Genomic DNA, 17,691 nt, shown 5'->3' with positions numbered 1-17,691 from the left:
ATGAAACCACTCGTTCGTTCATTGCTGGCGTCGGCCCTCTTGCTGGCCGCCGGCGGTGTCACGGCACAGGACTTGCGCATCGGTTACGCCGACCCGGTCTCGTCCCTCGACCCACAGCTGAACAATTATGCAGGCGACCGCTCGGTAGCGCTGCATGCCTTCGAATCGCTGGTCAGCCGCCGTGACGACAAGACCCTGCCAGGTCTGGCCAAGAGCTGGAAGGTGGTGGATGACACCACCTGGGAGTTCGCCCTGCGTGATGACGTCAAATGGCAGGATGGCACGCCGCTGACCGCTGATGATCTGGTCTTCTCCTTCGAGCGCGCGCGAAACGTGCCCGGCAGCGTGGCCTCGTATGCAGGTGCCATGCGTACCGTTGAATCGATCAAGGCCAGGGACGATCACACGCTGATCATCAAGACCCGTTCGCCCAATGCCAATCTGCTGCCGGACATCGATTCGATCTATATCGTCAGTCGCCATGCCGGTGCGGCAGCCAGCAGCGCCGATTACAACTCGGGCAAGGCGATGATCGGCACAGGGCCTTACCGGTTTGTCTCGTTCGTGCCGGGCGATCGCACGATATTCGCTCGCAACGACAATTACTGGGGTGGCAAACCGACCTGGGACAAGGTTGATTTCCGTTTCATCGCCAACGCCGCCAACCGTACCGCGGCCTTGCTGGCAGGCGATGTCGACGTGATCGACAAGGTATCGCCTACCGATGTGGCGCGCCTGCGCAAAACGCCGAACGTCAATGTCTTCGCCTATCAGGGGCTGCGTGCGCTGATCATTCAGCCGAGTTTCCGTGCCGGTCCGAACGAATTCATTCGCGACAACGCGGGCAAGCCGTTGGCCGAAAACCCGCTGCTGGATGTACGCGTGCGCAAGGCGCTGTCCCTGGCGATCAATCGTCCGGCCATCAACGAGCGCATCATGCAAGGCACCGTCACCGAAGCCAATCAATGGATGCCGGCCAACACGTTCGGTTACAACCCGCAGATCAAGAACATCCCTTATGACCTCAAGCAGGCCAAGGACCTGCTGGCGCAGGCAGGTTTCCCCGAAGGCTTCCAACTGACTGTGCATGTGCCGGGCGACCGTTATCCGCAGGCACCGGAGGTCATGCAGGCGGTGGCGCAGTTCTGGACGCGGATTGGCGTCAAGGTTCAGCTGGAGGTATTGCCGTGGGCGGTGTACGCGGGCAAGGCGAACAAGAATGAACTGGCGATCAGCGTGATTGCCTGGGGCAATGGCACCGGCGAAGCGGCCTATGCCCTGACCAATATTCTGACCACGGTCGACAGCAGCAAAGGGCAGGGCGCTTCGAACTGGGGCCATTACAGCAATCCGCTGGTGGACAAGGCCCTGGCTGATTCGACCGCTGAATTCGACGAGGCCAGGCGGCGCAAGATTCTCCAGGACTCGGTGCAGATTGTCAGCGATGACGTCGGCATCATCCCGCTGTTCCATTACCAGAACATCTGGGCAGCGCGCAAAGGCCTCAAGGTCGAGCCACTGGTCAGCGACCGCACTGCAGCGACCATGGTCACCGAGCAGCCTTGATTTTCTTCCATGACCGCGCGCTTTTGCCAGCGCTGCGCGAATGCAACTACAGCCTCGCAGGACCTTTCATGACATCGACTGAACATTCAACGACACCGGACGTGCTCGACAGCCTGCTGGGTATCGCGCCGGGCAGCCCGCTGCACGCGGTTCGGCATGCGCGGGACAAGGTGGCCCTGGCAACCCAGGGCAGCCAGAACTTGTTTTTCGACCCGGCACTGGCGCACAACCTGTCACTGAGCGAACGCCTCTGGGTGGCCTACTACGCAACGCTGCTGAGCGCGCAGCCGACCCTGAGCGGGTATTACCTGTCGCAGTTGCAGACGGCCGGCACCGAGGCAAACGTGCTGGCCGATGTGGACGCCAGCCGAATCGATCTGCTGGAGGATCAGCGTCTGGCGGCGATCCTGCGCTTTACCCGAACCTTGATCGAGTCTCCGGTACACGGCGATCAAAGCGCATTGCAGGCGCTGCAACAGCAGGGCCTGAGCACCGCTGAAATCGTGGTACTGGCGCAACTGATCGCTTTTCTGTCCTACCAGGTGCGTCTGGCCGCAGGGCTGGGTGCTTTAAAGTCTGCCGGAGCAGCCTGATGAGCGAACTCATAGAAATTGAAGGTTTCACCAATCAGGTGCTGGGCTGGAAGGCCTGGTTGCCCACCGTTGACCTCGACAGCGCGAGCGCCGAGCAGGTCGCTGTGCTTGAAGAAAGCCATCCGCAGGCCAAGACCTCGGATTACTACCTGACGCTGGCCCATCATCCGGACATTCTTCGCCAGCGCTCTCAGGCGTTCAACGCGATCATGTACGCCCCCGGCGGCCTGTCGCGCGCCGAACGAGAGCTGGCAAGTACCGTGGTGTCGCGTATCAACCGCTGCGTGTATTGCGCGTCGGTGCATGCGCAACGCTTCGAACAACTGGCCAAGCGCAATGACGTCATCGCCCAGGTGTTTGCCGACCCCGCGACGGCAGGCACCACGGCGCGTGAAAAAGCGATTGTGCAGTTCGCTATCGACCTGACGCTTGAACCGGCTTCGCTCAACGCCGGGCATATCCAGACGCTGTACGAACAGGGGCTGGACGAGACACAGGTACTGGACCTGATTCACGCCATCTCGATATTCGCCTGGGCCAACCGGCTCATGCTCAACCTGGGGGAGCCGGTGTTTCCCGAGGTGTGAGGGTGGCAGTGGCCAGGGCCGGTGATTGAGGTGCAGTCTGGCCCGGTCGTTGCAGGTTCACTGCATAAGTGAACACGCGACCCGGACACGATTGAGGTAATGGAATGCTGATAGCACACATTTCGGACACACATGTACGGCCCAGAGGGCAACTCTATCAAGGCGTGGTGGACTCCAATGCCATGCTGGCCGCCGCCGTCGACACGATAAACGCCCTCGACCCAGCACCCGATCTGATTTTGTTCAGCGGTGATCTGGTGGACGAGGGGCGGCCCGAAGAGTACGCGATGGCTCGGGAGTTGCTGCAACCGCTACGGCAAAAACTGCTGATGATACCGGGCAACCATGATCATCGGCAGAACCTGCGCGACGCCTTTGCCGAGCACGATTACTTCATCAATGATCAGGATTGCAGTTTCGTTTACTCGGGTTCTGCGCCGGTGCGCATTATCGGTCTGGATATCAGCGTCCCCGAGCAGCATCACGGCGATATGACCGACACGGCGACCCGGTGGCTGGACAGCACACTGGCGCTGGAGCCGGACAAGCCGACGCTGATCATGATGCACCAGCCGCCGTTTTCAAGCGGCATTCCCTACATCGATGCATATCGCTGTGAAAGGGGCGAGCGACTGGCGGAGGTCGTATGCCGATACCCGGCCATCGAGCGCATCGTCTGCGGGCATATTCATCGCTTCATGCAGCTGCGCTTCGGCGGCACGCTGATGTGTACGGCACCGAGCACGACGACGGCCATCGCCTTGCGACTGCACCCCGAGGCTGCCGACGCCTCCTATGTCGAACCGCCTGCATTGCTGCTGCACCACTGGAAAGCCGACACCGGCCTGATCACCCATTGGGTGCCGATAGGCCGCTTCGAAGGACCTTTTGACTTCGCCTGAACGGGGATGACCCTGACAGCGCAGGCTGTCAGGTCGCCTGCTCCTTGGCCAGATTGACCAGGATGATGCCCGCGATGATCAGGCTGATACCGCCAATGGCCATCAAAGTGGGCACCTGCTGATAACGAAACGCTGCAATGACGGTGATCAGGGTAATGCCCAGGCCTGACCACATGGACGTGATCAGTGACATGGGCAAGTCCCGTTGTGCATACCCCAGACACACAATCCCAAGGCCATAGCCTGCTATCGAGGCAATGACCGGAACCCAGCGGGTGAAGCCATTGCTTTCTTTGAGCGCAATGGTCGCTACTGTTTCAGCGACGATACCTGCAAGCAGGAACAAATAAGCTTTTATGAGCATGACGGCAGATCGCTTTTCAGGCATTCAGGAAGGGAGAGAGATGATGCGGTCGGCGTAAAACCCGTTGAACGGGGTGCGCAAGGACACCGAGTAAGCGCCGGTCGATTGAAACTCCAGCCAGTCGCCTTCCCTGATATCGCTGGCGAGCGAGTAGGGGAAGGCCAGGCGATCCATGCTGTCGCAGGTGGGGCCAAAGATATTGAAGGTGGCTTCCGCCGAGCCGGCGTAAGGCGCAGTGTCTCGCCACACGCGTGCGGGAAATTGCAGCCATTGCTGGGCGGAGAGCAGACCGCCAAAAATACCGGCGCCGCAGAAAACACTGTGTTCGCGTCTCGACAGCACCCGTGCAAACAGCGACATGCCGCCGTAGACCAGGCCACGACCCGCTTCGCAGATCAGGTTCAGATCCTTCAATGTCGGGCTGGTCTGAATGTGCTCGCAGACCCTGCCAACCAGGTCCGGCGTATTACCCATGGAGTTCAGGTAATTGCCCGGAAACCCGCCACCGATATCCAGGTGCCTGACATGCTGGGCGGTGTCGCGCACGATGGCGTCCGCGTCATCGAGGGCTGCCAGCCACGGGCCGTCTTCAATGGCTTGTGAACCGACATGGAATGACAGCCCGAGTGACCAGTCAGTGCTGGCCGCCACTTGATGCACCAGTTGCGTCGCCAACGCCGGACTTGCCCCGAATTTGCCTCTGAGATCGTAAACCGCCGTCGACTCGGAGGGCGCGTAGCGCACGAACATGCTGATCGTGCTGTCGCGCTCGGGCAGTACGTCCCGCAACTTCGAGAGTTCCTCCTCACTGTCGAGCACAAATGAACGTACGCCATGTCGATAGTAGGCCTCGTGCAGGCAGTGGCGGGATTTCACTGGATTCATCAGGTATTGAACTGCGTTGGGCAGCGTGTTGTGCACCGTCTGCACCTCGGCAAGCGACGCCACGTCAAAATGATTGATACCGCCCTGGCTCAAGGCTTCAAGCACGTGCACGAGTGGATTGGCCTTCATTGCATACAGCACGGTACCTGGAAAACAGCCGCTGAATTGCTGCGCATTCCGGGTGATCCAGCGCGGGTCAACGGTATAGAAGGTGTCGTTGGTGTCATCGGCTAATTGTGCAAAAAGTGTGTCCACGTTGAACGCCTCTGATTTCGAAGTGTGGGCAAGTTTCGAGCAAGCTTCGTGCCACGGTTTTATCGAGTGGCTGAACAACTTAACGAGAACACTTTAATAAACATGTATACAAGACGGCCCACCAAAACAGGGCGATTTTAAAGTGTTCGAATCGGCGTGGTGCAGTTAAGTGCAGGCGCTGAAATAATAAATACAGGTAGCACTTTGCTATTTCCAAAAGTGGCTTATAAATAATTTTATACATATATTAAAGTAGTCATATTCAATACCTGGTCGTAAAAAAGCCAATGAATCTAAAGGTTTGGCGTTCGACAGGTAACACTCAGGATCCGCGTTGGCGGTTATCTGACGCCTTGCCATTAGACGATGATCAATAACGGTGGCACGCCACTTGCTGTGTACTCCATCGTGAAGTAATGGTGCTTGTTCCATTGCGTCAGCGCTCGCGTTAACGACGACAACGTAATTCATGGTCATGGATCAGGCAGGGGGCTGCTCGGCACGCCGAATAGCAGCCCTAATGAAGTCACCGTTATCGAGTGGAAGGTATACATGGACTTTCGTGCTTTTTATTCAGGCAACGCCCGGCAGTTTCTGGCCACGCGCCAACTCGCTTTTGCCGAACTTGAAGAGGTTGTAAAACGCCAGTATGGCGATGCACAACTGGCCTTGATCAGTAGTTCTCCAGTACATGGCATCGCTAACGCGGCCAGTGATATAGATCTGATATGCGTAACCGATGGTCGGCAGTCCGATCAATCGATGGCCTCGCAGATCTACCACAATGAACACCATATGGAAGTGGTGGCATTTGCCCGCGAAGAAGTTGACAACGCGTTCTCCCGACTGGCAACGGACGCACACCAAACCACCGCCCAGAAACTCGTTGCGTTCAAACAGTGGGACAAGCAGCAGGCGGTATCGCGAAAGTACCTGGAGCGTCTGGTCTGCGCGGTGTCGACCGATCAGTCGCTGCCTTATCTGGACAGTCAGAAGGACCTGAGCTCGATCTGGTCTGCAGCAGCGTTCGATGACTTTCGCCAAAGTGCCTGCTTCTCGGTGCTGGCCTGGCGCAGTGGCGAATACCGCGCGGCCGCCGCCTATGCCTGCAACGCCGCACTGTTTCTGATGAACGCGACGCTGGCCAGCCACGGTTGGGTCAACTCCAATCGCAAGTGGACGCTGTTGCGCTGGGACCGCGCGCTCAACAGGTACGGCATGCTGGCGGACGACGGCCTTGCCCGCGCCATCGGGCAGCTCTGGCAGTGCGCCTATCCGGCCTGCGGCAATGGGTTGCAGGGCGCAGACCTCATGCACTTGTGTGAATTGACTCAACTCGCCGAGCAGACGTTCGCCTGCGAGGCCGCCTACGCCGAGCTGCTGCCGGGTATCGAGCGCTCCGCCGCCAGCAGGTTTCTGCCGGGGGTCGACTTCGTGCTCACCGACAACCAGCAGGCGACCCTGTTGACGCATCTGGATGTGCCGGAATTGCGCAGCACCCGCCCGATCGACCTGGCCGAGCAATCCCGGGAAGAGGCTGCGTATTTTCTGCGCGCCGCACGGGCCGGGCTGGTCAGTTTCTCACTCAAGGATCAACACCCTATGCAGGGAGCACACGCATGATTGCCAGCACACAAGCAGCCGTTCGCCATTGGTTTCCCCGGCTCGCTGGCGGCTATGTATACCCGGCGGGCCTCTACACGCAAAAGCTGATATCAGTGGCCTGGTTGCTCATGACCGAGCTTGAGGCGTATCTGGAAGACCTCGAAGGCGCGGCGGACGAGCCGCTGGTGGTGGATGCATTGAGAATCAAGCTGGCCGAATTGATGGTCGACATCGACTGCCGACTCGCCGGTGCCGACACCCCGAACGAACTGCACCAGTTCGCGCTGTTCAGCGAGTACGGCCTGACCGACGTGATTGCCCACACAGGCCCGGTCGCCGTCGAATGGCTCGGCGTTGCCGCTGACAGCGCTGCAGGTCACGACCATGAAGCAGAACGGCTGATCGAACTGTTCAAGGAACTGCTGGAAGCCTTTCCCGGAAAATTGTTCAACCCCTTGCTGCCGGGCACTCAGGGTCAGGTGTTGCGAACCCTGCGCGACTGGGACCGCTCCTGCCGCCTGGCAGGTGGTGATGCTGCCTTTCTGGCACCTTTGATGAGGTCTCTATGAACAGTCATGTCATGAGTGCGCCGGCGAGCGTGCCTGCGCGCAAATCCTCATTCGTCGAACGCTACGGTGCGGTGTTTGGCCGTGAGCAAGGCCTTATGTTGCGCATGGCCGGGCTGACCGCAGCCGAACACTCGGCCGAGGGGTCGTGGATAACCGATGACACCGGCCGCCGCTGGCTGGACTTCGGTTCCTTCGGGCTGCACCTGCTGGGCCACCGGCACCCTCAGGTCGTGGCTGCGCTGACGCGACAGGTCACATCACTGGGACTTTCCAGCCGGATCCTGGCCAACGAATCCAGCCTGAGCGCCGCCGAGCGGCTCGTGACATGTGTCGGCCGTCCGGGCAACGGCTTGCTTTACGGCAACAGCGGTTCGGAGGTCATCGAAGCAGCCCTCAAGCTGGTGCGCATGCAGACTGGCCGGCGGCGCATCATCGCCTTGACCCACGCCTACCATGGCCGGACCAGTGGCGCGCTTGCGGTCAGCTATGGCTATCGCGGGCACGCCGCGCTGATGCACGCCGAAGATGTCGTGTTCATTGCTGCCGGTGATCTTGCTGCTGCACGCCAGGCACTGGCAGAGGGCGATATTGCCGCAGTGATCGCCGAGCCGGTTCAGGGCGAGGGCGGAATCAGGCCGGTCGACCTGGATTTTCTGGGCGAACTTGCAGGTCTGTGTCGCGAACATGGCGCGTTCATGATTCATGACGAGATTCAATCCGGCCTGGGGCGCAGCGGATCGTTGATCTGCGGCGCGCCCGCCGACATCGTCGTGTTCGGCAAAACCCTGGGCGGTGGTGTGTTTCCGGTGGCCGCCGCCATTTACGACAGCAGCCGCTTCGGTGCACCGGCGCGTGATCCGGTCGTGCATGCCTCGTCCTACGCTGGCAGCGCGCTGGCGGGAGCCGTGGTCAACGCTGTGCTCGACGTGGTCAGCGATCCCGCATTCTGTCAGCGCGTCAACCAGCTGGGGCAGGTGGCCATGAGCATCCTGCGTGAGCGTTTACAGGACTGTCCTGCCGTGGCTGAAGTGCGTGGCAGCGGCCTGATGATCGGGGTGGAATTCACCTCCAGCAACTATGTGGCGCAGACCCTGATCGAAGCCGCGCAGCGCAATGTGCTGCTGGCGTTCTGCCTGAGCGCAACCTCCGTGCTGCGGGTGTATCCCGACGCGACCATCTCCCGAGACCACCTCGAACAAGGCATCAACAGTTTCTGTGATGCCGTCGATGCGGCTTATCGCTCCATTCAATGACGGAGAATTCCTATGCCTGATGTATCAACCAGCGTTCTTCTCGGTGACTTCGAGCCTGGCGAGGTCTGGCCGATTCTCTCGGACTTCGCTCGCTATCCCGACTTCATGAGCGATGTGCTGGAGGTGATCGTTCACCCCCGGCAGAGTGAATACGTTTCCAGTACGTGGCGCGTATTGATCAATGGCAGCGAGCTGACCTGGACCGAGCAGGACTGGCTGGTAACGGACGAACGCATCGAATTCAAGCAGACCGATGGCGACCTTGAGGTCTGGTACGGCGAGTGGCTGCTGATCCAGCGCGAAGACGGCTTGCACGTGGACCTGAACGTCACCTTCGACCTGGGCATCCCGTCGCTGGCCGAAGTCCTGCACCCTATCGGTGAACGGGCGATTCGCGCCAACAACATCCAGATGCTGGACGGGATACGCAATCAACTGCTCGCTCGCCGTCATCAGCGGGTTGCGGCAGGGGGCTGCTGATATGCGCTCGACACTGATCATCACCGGGGCCAGTGGTGCGCTGGGCTCCTGGTTCGTGCGCGACTGGCTCAGTCAGCATCCGGCCTCGCATGTGATTGCCTTGTGCCGTTCCGCGCAGGCGGCCAGTCGCTGCCTGCAGGATTTGCCTGCGCACAGCCGCTCGCGGCTCGAATGCCGGATCGCCGATCTGACAGACGCCGACTCCCTGAATGCGCTGGCCGCCACGCTGCCCGCCATCGAGTGCGCCACGGCAGTCCATCTGGCTGCCGATGTGGCCTGGGACAAGAGCTTCGAAGAGATGCACGAGTTGAATGTCGAAGGTGCGCAACTGTTCTGCGGCTTTGTCCAGAAACTGGTGCGCAAGCCGCATTTCATTTACGTGTCCACAGCGTTCACCCGTTGTGAAGGCTGGACCTATCGCAATGGCTATGAGGAAAGCAAGGCAGCGGCAGAGCGTGGTTTGCGTGAGACTTTCGGCACGCAGATGCCGATTTCCGTGTTCAGTTGCAGCCTGGTCATCGGCGCTACCGGCGATGGCGCAATCAGTCGTTTTCACGGCCTGTACCCGCTGATTCGCTTCATCAATGCCTTTGCGCCGCCGTTTCTGGTCGGCAATCGCCAGGGGTTGTTCGATCTGGTGCCTATCGATTGGGTGGTGGACGAATTGATCCACCTGGTCAGTCATTGCGTGGCCGGTGGCGAAGCGCGCGAGGTCGTCGCCTCGGCGGGGGATGCACGCCTGCCTTATGAGCAGGTGATCCGCATCATCGAGTCGCGCGTCGATCATGCGCGGCAGCAAGCCGGCATTGCGCCCTTGACCCCGGCACCGATCCTGCGCAGCCGGCAATGGGCATTCCTCAAGCGCTCGCTGGTCGCATGGCGGCCCGAAGGTATTTCGACCCGGGATTTCCGCTATTTCGAGCGCCTGTTGCAAATCTATGGCGTGTACGCCGAAAGCGATCTGGTCAGGCCACCGTTGAACGTCCGGAACCCGGCACCCGGCGCGGAAGTGTTTTTACCCAAAGCGGTGGATTACTGGCTGGCTCATGCGCCCGAGGCACGGATCAGCCTGGACAAGCTTGTCGCGAAATCGGCGGCAATGCACGGCTAGCAGGCCCTTTCAACGATTGAACGGGAGATGGAACATGGCAGACACAATCGAACTCGACACGATGGACAGTGGCGCTTACGACCGACGCTCCGAGCGTGCCACATTGGCACGCGACAACCTGTCACTGACCTCGGATCTCAAGCAACTCAGCCACTGGCGGCAGGCATTGCAGATAGGCGTGCAGTGGGCGGTGATCGTCGCCGCAGTCACGCTGGCTGAAGTCAGCGACTCGACGCTGGTGTGTCTGATCGCGGTAATCATCATTGCGACGCGACAGCACGCGTTGCTGGTACTCATGCACGATGCGGCGCATTTGCTGATCAGCCGTGACAAGCGGCGCAACGATCTGATCTCCAACGTATTCCTGACGTTTCCCCTGACGTTGAGCACGTCACGCTACCGGGCTCACCACATTGCCCACCACAAGCACCTCAACACGCCCGACGATCCGGACTACGCCGATGCCTTCGCACCCGCCAGTTCCGGACTGTTCTGGCAGGCTCTGCTGCGCGACATCAGTGGGCTGTCGACCCTGCAATCGCTACGCACGATGGACAGCTTCAGCGTGATCGGACTGTTCACTCACCCCGTGCCGTCGACCCGCATCGAGCGCTATCAGGCAATGGCCTTTTATACCTGCGCCGCACTGCTCATCACGGCTTTGCAGGCCTGGCCGGGCGTGCTGCTGTACTGGCTGGCGCCACTGGTGTTCTTTCTGCCGCCGATTCTGCGCATTCGCAGCCTGTCGGAGCACGCAGGGCTTTCGACCCAGAGTGTGAAGCGCGATGCACGCAGTGTCAGTCCGGGCTGGCTGGAACGAGGGCTGTTTGCGCCGTGCAATATCAATCGGCACTGGGAGCATCACCTTTTTCAACAGATACCCAGCTATCACCTGGGCACCTTGTCCCGGCGTCTTGCCCAGAGCCTGCCTGGTTCAGCTGCGGCCTGCAGCACCCAGGGTTACCTCTTGGGGGAACGCAGCATGCGCGCCGAATTGTATGGTGCCAACGGCCGGGCGCGTGCCGTGGCCTCTCTGGATCAGGAGGCTTGAACCCATGATGCTCACAGGTTCTGAAATAGTGAAGATGCGCGAGGTCGGCAGTGTCGTCATCGAGCCCTTCGACCCTGCACATGTCGAGGTCAACTCATACGGCTGTCACCTGGCGGATCTGCTTCTGGAGTACCGCAGCGACCGCATCGATCCTCACGGTGAGCTGGAGGTGGTCGAGCACCATATTCCGCCCGAAGGCTTCGTGTTGTACCCCAACCGTTTTTACCTGGGGGCGACTGCCGAGCAGATCGGCGGTATCGATTTCGCCAGCGAGCTTTACGCCAATGTGTCCACGGCGTCCTGTGGCGTTTTCATCCAGACCAGTGCGCCGCTCGGTCATACCGGTGCGGCCATCAGCTGGACGCTGGAAATCGTTGTGACTCAACCGGTGCGGGTCTATGCCGGCACCAAAGTGGCCAAGGTCTGCTTCTGGGCGAACTTCGGCATGACCACCTGCTACGCGGGACGCTACTTGGGCTCCAAGAGCACCGTGCCCTCGAAAATCATTCTGGATTGACCATGATATTGACCGGTAGTGAAATCGAAAATCGCGTGCGTTCGGGTGAAATCGTCATCAGTCCGTTTTCCCATGAGAACGTCAACCCCAACAGCTACAACTTCCGCCTGCATGACCAGATGAAGGTCTACGAAGACGATGTGATCGATGTGCGCGCCGAGGCGTCGACGCGAACCATCGAGATCGGTCCGGAAGGCTTTGAATTGCAGCCCATGAAGCTGTATCTGGCCTCGACCATAGAAACCATGGGCAGCACCCATTTCGTACCTACCTATGCGGCTCGCTCTTCGATCGCCAGGCTGGGCATGTTCATCAACCTCTCGGCGCCACTGGGCGACATCGGTTTCGTCGGGCGCTGGACCTTGCAGCTGTATGCGCTCAACCGCATACGGGTTTACCCCGGCATGAACATCGGTCAAATGATGTTCTGGAACGTCAAGGGCGATATCGAGCTGTATTCCGGAAAGTACCAGGGCGCGACCGAGGCTTTCGCGTCCCGCATCTTCATGGATTTCGAAAAGACGCCGCGTCCACAGCCGCTGGTGCCCAACCTTGCGCCATTTCCCGTTGTAGCAGCCCAGGAAGAGGTCGATGCCTCGCCCGATGCGCTGGCCGGCAGGCACGGGCGAATGGCCACCGAGATTCCACTGATAGCAGGAGGCCGTCGTGTCCAGTAAATACTTGACCTTGAAACATCTGGCCGGTGATCTGCCGGTGCCCGCGCTGAGCGCTCTGCATGATGCCGATTACCGCGTGTTATGGCAGGACTTTGCAAACCGCAAACAGGCCATTGAGGACACGCTGAAAACCGTGCGCATCACCGCCGGTGCCTTTCTTGACGAGCACATGGACAGAATCGCCCGGTTCGCCGAGTTCGAGTGGAGTGACGCTGCCGACGGCCATCTTCAGGCATTGCTCGGGCAGGCAGGCTTTGACGCCGACAGCGAACTTGCCGTGCGTTCTTCGGCGAATATCGAGGATGGCAATCAGCACAGTTTTGCCGGAATCTTCAGCACGCATCTGTCGGTCAAGGGATTGCCGGCGCTCAAGGCTGCGATTCTGGATGTCTGGCGCTCCGGGGTTTCCCGTCAGGCCATTCTGGAACGCCTGCGGGCGTCGATGCTGGAAACACCGGTGGAGATGACGGTGATCATGCAGCGCATGGTCAAGGCTCGCTTCGCCGGCGTCGCGTTCAGCCACGATCCGCTGACCGGTGAGGCCGTGACGCTGATCGAAACGGTTGCCTCGCTGGGTGAAGCGATGGTGTCCGGTGTAGAGAGGGGCATGTCGGCGCGGATCGGTGACCAGCAATTGCTGGACTGTGACCCAGCGCTGGAACCGCACACCGCATTGCTGCTGGAGGTGGCCGCGCTGGCCTCCAGGGCTTCTGCGGCGTTGGGCATGCCTGCCGACATCGAATGGGCGGCGGATGAGGGGCAAGTCTGGCTGCTTCAGGCAAGACCCGTCACCAGTCTGCGCGAGGCGCGCAGCCTGGAGCCGGTGCTGGAGTGGGCTGAGCTCTACCTTGCCAGTGACGAAGCTCTGACGGAATTCCGTCCATTGCCTGCCTTTGCGCAGTATTTTCGAAGCAAGCGCCGCCCGCTGGCCTTGTTCGCGCAAACCCACGACGTCTCGGCTGGCCAGGCATTGCTGATTAAGGCCAATCGCCAGGGGCTGCTCGAACCGACAATGAGCCAGGCACTGCTGGACAGGCTCAAGACCGATCAAGTGGTACTGGATTTCTCCGATCAGGTGCGCCAGCAGATTCTCGAGCGTGGCGCACTGCGTGAGCGGCTGCTTGAACTCAGCGATGAGCGGGTGGTGTGTTTCGTGCTGCGCGAGTTTCTGCAGGGTGAAACCGGGCTTATCACCCAGGCGTGTGATGACGGCTCGACGACCTGTGAGTGGTCATCGGAAGGTTTGCTGGCGATCAATCGCGGCATTGCCGGCACTCAACGCGCGCGCCTGGCGACGAACGACCCGAGTGGGCCCTCCGATGCGCAGCAGCTGCACAGCATCACCCATGCGGCGGGCGCACTGCTGGGCTCGGTGCAACTGGAATGGGTAAGGGCAGGGCAACAGTTGCACCTGATTGATTTTTCGCCGTTGTCGACGTTCGTGCAGGTGCAGGACGCAACGGAAATCCGCCTGATTTCGCCAGGTTATGCCGACGGGCCGGTGGTGCTGGTCACGGCGGGTCGACAGCTGGAAGAACTGAGTATCTCGGCCACCGTTTCAATCAATTCGATCCCTTCGTCCAGCTCGCTGGGTGCCGAACTGGAAGAGCTTGAGCGGCAACTGCGTGTTCACGACGGACAGGCGATTGTGGTCTCGCCGCGCCCTTATGCGGCGCTGGCGGCATTGCTGCCGTTCGCGCGCGGTTTTGTCTTCGAACAGGCGTCCATGCTTTGCCATCTTTCGATTCTGCTGCGTGAACACGGCATTCCCGCCGTGGAGTCCGAGGCGCTGTATCAGCAGGGGCTTGCCGGGCAACGGATCACTTTCAGCCACAGCCCGAAGGCGCTGCCTCACGCGGTCAACGAAGTACGGGAGCTACAATGACTACGGATATTTCACTGCTGTTTTTCGATCCGCACACCCTCAACGGCAGCCTCGATTCTGCGCTGGTTGCCATTGTCGACACAGAGGCAGCGCGAGCCCGTCACTCGGACAACGGTCTGTTCATCCCCAGCGGTACGTTGCATGCGCAGTGGCTTTCCAATGCCCATCACACCCATGTGCCGATGCCCATGAAGGACTTCGATTTTCAGGTGTTCAATGCCGGGCAACGCAAGCGCACCCAGGACAGTCGTTCGCGCATGCATATGCTGGATCCGACGCTCAATCGTCGACCCTCCGATCAGGCCTTGATGGCCACCCTGGCGGTGATGCATCACCCCGATAAATGCAGCGTTTATCACTATGTCCATGAGGGCGAAGCCGGGGCCTTGTTCCTGCACTTGATGGATGTCGAACCGGTCGAACGTGCTTCCTGGAGGGCCTGGCAGCGTTTGGCCAGATCCGCTGCTGCGCGTGTGGCCGTTTCGCAACCGATGCTTAGCGATGACTGCTGGTATGTGCGCTGGCGTCCGGAAATGGAGCTGGAGCGCAAATTCACCTCGTTTCAGATACCTGACATGTGGCAATTGTCCACCGCGATGCACAAGGCGTTCGGAGAAGGCGCTTTCAAGGACCTGGTGCTGGAAATCGACCGTGACTTTCAAACCTACGACTATGAATCGCATATCTTCGAAGTGACTGGCGACCCTCTGGAAACCGGTTATATCTCGTTCATTCCCCAGGCCGACGGGCTGATGGCGGTCAAGCGCAAATGGTTTCTCGAGAACGCGGAATTGCGCCGCGAGGACTTCAACACCGATCAGCCGGTGGCGTTTGCCGACATCGAAACTCACGCCCGCTCGATGACCTCGGCCAACCTGCGTCGGCTCAAGCCGTTCAGGCGCACCCGGATCGACATCAATTTCGAATCGCTGAGGACCGGTAATGGTTTCGGGGCGTACTTCGATGTCTGTCGCATGGTCGACGGGAGTGCGGAGTTCGCCCAGGTCGAAGTCGAATATTGCCGTAGCAGGACCCTGCACACGCTGCGCGAGGTGGAGGAAGACTTTGAAACCGTCTCCCACGTGATGCGCGACTTTCTGGCGGAGCGGCACCCGCCGTTTCAGCAGGATCTCTATTCGAAACTCGACTTTGCCCGTGAGGCGAGTCGGCTCTGAATTCACTTTGCCGGGGAGATGAGCATGTCGCAATCCACGACCACGCAGACGGCTATTGTGTTTGGTAGCTGGAAAATCCGTCATCAGGAGCCGTTCGGCAGCGATGACCACAGGTTGTATGCCATTGCTGCGGACACGGCGTTGCTGGGTGAACTGACCGCCGTCGCTGACCTGCGAGGCCGCCACCGGGTACTGGCACGCTGGGATGCCGACGGGGCGATGCTCCTTGAGGATTCGCACGGCGCGCTGGGCGACGAAAGCTGCCACAACCTGTCCGGTGCCGCCATCCCGCTGGCGATCATCCGCTTGCAGGCGGACCGGGTGCATATCAGCCATTTGCTCAATCGCATTGATGTGCATCGTTCGCTGTTCGTACAGCCGCCCCTCGAAATCGAGCAGCCTGCCGTCCCGCAAAACCTGTTGATCGCGCTGCGCAATGCGTTCGAGCGCAACCATCTGGCGATCAACAATTGGGAATGTCGCTACGCCACCAGCGAACAGACCTACGTCGAGTCCTTCGAGCTGGCACCTGATTGCCATGCGCGAATGCTCGGCGAGGCCTGGTTCGACGCCAGTTTCAGCCCGGTAATGGCGCCGTTCACCAGTCAGTGCGGTGACGAATTTCAGGTCTGGGACCACCAGGTCACCGCCGCCAGGGCGGAAGATGGTGGTTATGTATGGGTCGAGCACTGCAGCCGCAAACGCAAGCTGGCGGTCAATGAACCCATCGTGCAGCTGTTTCGCAGTGCGCCGGGCAGCCTGTCCGGCACCGTAAGGCACCTGTCGCTGGGCTCCCCGACGCTGGAGGCCATGGCCATGAACATTGACAGCACGTTGCAGGCGCTTGGCGAATACCGACGTTACGCGTTCAGTGCCCCTTGCGAATCCGTGGACAGCGGCAACCTCTTCGCGATCACCTTCGAGACCTGCATGCCGCTCGATTCGCAGGCGGGGAGTACGACGCGTGGTGAGGTGCGTTTTCTCAAGTGCCGGGGCGCGATAGACCCTCAGTCGATCAATGCCGATCTGCGCAGGCTGATGGAGCATCTGCAGGCATTTCTGAGCGAACGTCGCCAGGAGTGCTGGCCCCTGACTGACCGTTTTGCCTTTCTGCATTCGTCATCGCCTTTCATCACCCGCCCGGAGAGCCTGCACTCATGAGCCGTTATCTTTGCAATGGACGCTATCGATTTGAACTGGACGATCAGACCTCGGGCTCGGCACTGGCCCAGCGGCTGCGGGTGTTCCTTGCGCCTTACTTTGCCGAAGTGGACGACGACGGCCAGACAGCCGTCGACCTGAGGCTGCGGCTGCACGACAGCGCGTCGTTCAACGCGGCGTGGATGAGCCTCTGTGTGACGCCCGACATCATCCGTGAAACCTACGCTCCCGGCTTTACCCTGCGGGTATTGCGTGGCCATGACCCGGAGACAGGGCTGGACTACGCCTGGGATGCCGATACGCGGGTCGGTTACCGGATTGACCGAGCGCGTCACACGGTTGATTTTCATGGCGACGAAAATGCATTCATCCACTTGATCGAGCTGGTGCGTTATTACGGGCTGCTGGTCGAACAGGCCAAAGGCAGTGTGATCATGCATGCCTCGGCGGTGGTCGGGCCGGACGGCGGGATTGTTGCCATCGGCGGTGCAAAGGGGGCAGGCAAGACCACCACCATGCTCGACCTGGTGCTGTCCGATGAGTACCTGTACTTTTCCGGGGACAAGCTGCTGCTGGACAGCGTCGACGGTCGGATTCGCGCCCGCGGCTGGCCGGATTATCCGCATGTCGGTGTCGGCACATTACGTACACATCCAGAACTGGCAAAGCGACTCGATCTGGCAGCGGTGGCCGATGATCTGTCGATAGCGCATACCGAAAAACGCCTGTGCAAGCCCGAAGCCATGCGCGCCGCACTCAAGGCCAGCCCGGAGGGCTGTGGATGGCTGGAGACCGTCATCCTGCCCAACGTGTCGGCGCGGGGCAAATTGCGGGTCGATGCAATGGGCCGCGATGCGATTCTGGACCAGATCCACTCACCCACACTGTTCGAGTGGCCGCATCGTTTCGTTACCTCGACCTGGCACGGCTTGCTGGATGCCGGTTCGCTGACCGACAGCGTGCCGCCGCAAATTGTCCGTGGGCTGCTCGGTGTGCAGTGGCAAAGCCGCGTGGGCGTGGCGCGCGAGCTGATCAGCGCCTGATAAGGAGATCCT

The 17,691-nt window shown here is 60.2% G+C and carries 18 protein-coding genes; 16 read left to right on the top strand and 2 right to left on the bottom strand.

The features are described from left to right. From KBY08_RS09455 to KBY08_RS09440, 4 genes are all read left to right on the top strand, one after another. Positions 1–1,566, top strand: coding sequence for an ABC transporter substrate-binding protein (locus KBY08_RS09455; RefSeq protein ID WP_011267761.1), 1,566 nt, complete (start codon positions 1–3; stop codon positions 1,564–1,566). Between the two features lie 68 nt (positions 1,567–1,634). Next, positions 1,635–2,159: a CMD domain-containing protein gene (locus tag KBY08_RS09450; protein ID WP_024641597.1), complete on the top strand. Its 525-nt coding sequence runs from the start codon at positions 1,635–1,637 to the stop codon at positions 2,157–2,159. Further along, positions 2,159–2,746 carry a peroxidase-related enzyme gene (locus KBY08_RS09445; protein ID WP_011267763.1) on the top strand — a complete coding sequence of 196 codons (588 nt, stop codon included), beginning with the start codon at positions 2,159–2,161 and terminating at the stop codon, positions 2,744–2,746. Before KBY08_RS09450 ends, KBY08_RS09445 begins: the two co-directional genes overlap by 1 nt. A gap of 104 nt (positions 2,747–2,850) precedes the next feature. Beyond that, positions 2,851–3,648: a phosphodiesterase gene (locus KBY08_RS09440; RefSeq protein ID WP_110392577.1), complete on the top strand. Its 798-nt coding sequence runs from the start codon at positions 2,851–2,853 to the stop codon at positions 3,646–3,648. 28 nt (positions 3,649–3,676) lie between these two features. Here the strand turns inward: KBY08_RS09440 and KBY08_RS09435 are convergent, their stop codons facing one another. Further along, positions 3,677–4,012: a DMT family transporter gene (locus KBY08_RS09435; RefSeq protein WP_003402657.1), complete on the bottom strand. Its 336-nt coding sequence runs from the start codon at positions 4,010–4,012 to the stop codon at positions 3,677–3,679. Positions 4,013–4,036: 24 nt separating this feature from the next. Beyond that, a complete protein-coding gene (locus KBY08_RS09430; protein WP_032656039.1) occupies positions 4,037–5,152 on the bottom strand; it encodes a type III PLP-dependent enzyme in 1,116 nt (371 codons plus the stop codon). A gap of 552 nt (positions 5,153–5,704) precedes the next feature. Here KBY08_RS09430 and KBY08_RS09425 point away from each other — a divergent pair. From KBY08_RS09425 to KBY08_RS09370, 12 genes are read left to right on the top strand one after another with little or no spacing between them, the layout of a single operon-like run. Beyond that, a complete protein-coding gene (locus tag KBY08_RS09425; protein ID WP_111522180.1) occupies positions 5,705–6,775 on the top strand; it encodes a DUF6001 family protein in 1,071 nt (356 codons plus the stop codon). After that, positions 6,772–7,326, top strand: a complete 555-nt coding sequence (locus KBY08_RS09420) for a DUF6031 family protein (protein WP_024641592.1) — start codon at positions 6,772–6,774, stop codon at positions 7,324–7,326. The genes KBY08_RS09425 and KBY08_RS09420 overlap by 4 nt, the downstream gene beginning before the upstream one ends. Beyond that, the gene (locus tag KBY08_RS09415) at positions 7,323–8,579 is read left to right on the top strand and encodes an aspartate aminotransferase family protein (protein ID WP_024641591.1); all 1,257 of its coding nucleotides are present in this window, start codon (positions 7,323–7,325) and stop codon (positions 8,577–8,579) included. Before KBY08_RS09420 ends, KBY08_RS09415 begins: the two co-directional genes overlap by 4 nt. 12 nt (positions 8,580–8,591) lie before the next feature. Beyond that, positions 8,592–9,059: a type II toxin-antitoxin system RatA family toxin gene (locus KBY08_RS09410; protein ID WP_003402649.1), complete on the top strand. Its 468-nt coding sequence runs from the start codon at positions 8,592–8,594 to the stop codon at positions 9,057–9,059. Between the two features lies 1 nt (position 9,060). Next, entirely contained in the window at positions 9,061–10,170 is a 1,110-nt protein-coding gene (locus KBY08_RS09405; RefSeq protein WP_024660696.1) for an SDR family oxidoreductase, read from the top strand. 34 nt (positions 10,171–10,204) lie between these two features. Then, positions 10,205–11,221 (top strand): fatty acid desaturase family protein, encoded by a 1,017-nt coding sequence (locus KBY08_RS09400; protein ID WP_024641589.1) that lies wholly within the window; start codon positions 10,205–10,207, stop codon positions 11,219–11,221. Between the two features lie 4 nt (positions 11,222–11,225). Next, positions 11,226–11,738, top strand: a complete 513-nt coding sequence (locus KBY08_RS09395; RefSeq protein ID WP_003410416.1) for a dCTP deaminase domain-containing protein — start codon at positions 11,226–11,228, stop codon at positions 11,736–11,738. 2 nt (positions 11,739–11,740) lie between these two features. Beyond that, a complete protein-coding gene (gene dcd, locus KBY08_RS09390; RefSeq protein WP_058822918.1) occupies positions 11,741–12,415 on the top strand; it encodes a dCTP deaminase in 675 nt (224 codons plus the stop codon). After that, complete coding sequence (locus KBY08_RS09385; RefSeq protein ID WP_003402640.1) at positions 12,405–14,300, top strand: PEP/pyruvate-binding domain-containing protein; 1,896 nt, start codon at positions 12,405–12,407, stop codon at positions 14,298–14,300. Before dcd ends, KBY08_RS09385 begins: the two co-directional genes overlap by 11 nt. Then, positions 14,297–15,475: a hypothetical protein gene (locus tag KBY08_RS09380; protein ID WP_003402639.1), complete on the top strand. Its 1,179-nt coding sequence runs from the start codon at positions 14,297–14,299 to the stop codon at positions 15,473–15,475. Before KBY08_RS09385 ends, KBY08_RS09380 begins: the two co-directional genes overlap by 4 nt. A gap of 24 nt (positions 15,476–15,499) precedes the next feature. Continuing rightward, positions 15,500–16,636 (top strand): hypothetical protein, encoded by a 1,137-nt coding sequence (locus tag KBY08_RS09375; RefSeq protein WP_003402637.1) that lies wholly within the window; start codon positions 15,500–15,502, stop codon positions 16,634–16,636. Continuing rightward, positions 16,633–17,679, top strand: coding sequence for a hypothetical protein (locus tag KBY08_RS09370; protein ID WP_032656018.1), 1,047 nt, complete (start codon positions 16,633–16,635; stop codon positions 17,677–17,679). Before KBY08_RS09375 ends, KBY08_RS09370 begins: the two co-directional genes overlap by 4 nt. Positions 17,680–17,691: the final 12 nt, after the last annotated feature.

The organism is Pseudomonas sp. P135, from assembly GCF_020312125.1.
Lineage (GTDB): Bacteria > Pseudomonadota > Gammaproteobacteria > Pseudomonadales > Pseudomonadaceae > Aquipseudomonas > Aquipseudomonas fragariae.
Note: the sequence above shows the minus strand (reverse complement) of the source record. Positions and strands in the feature narration are given on the sequence as shown.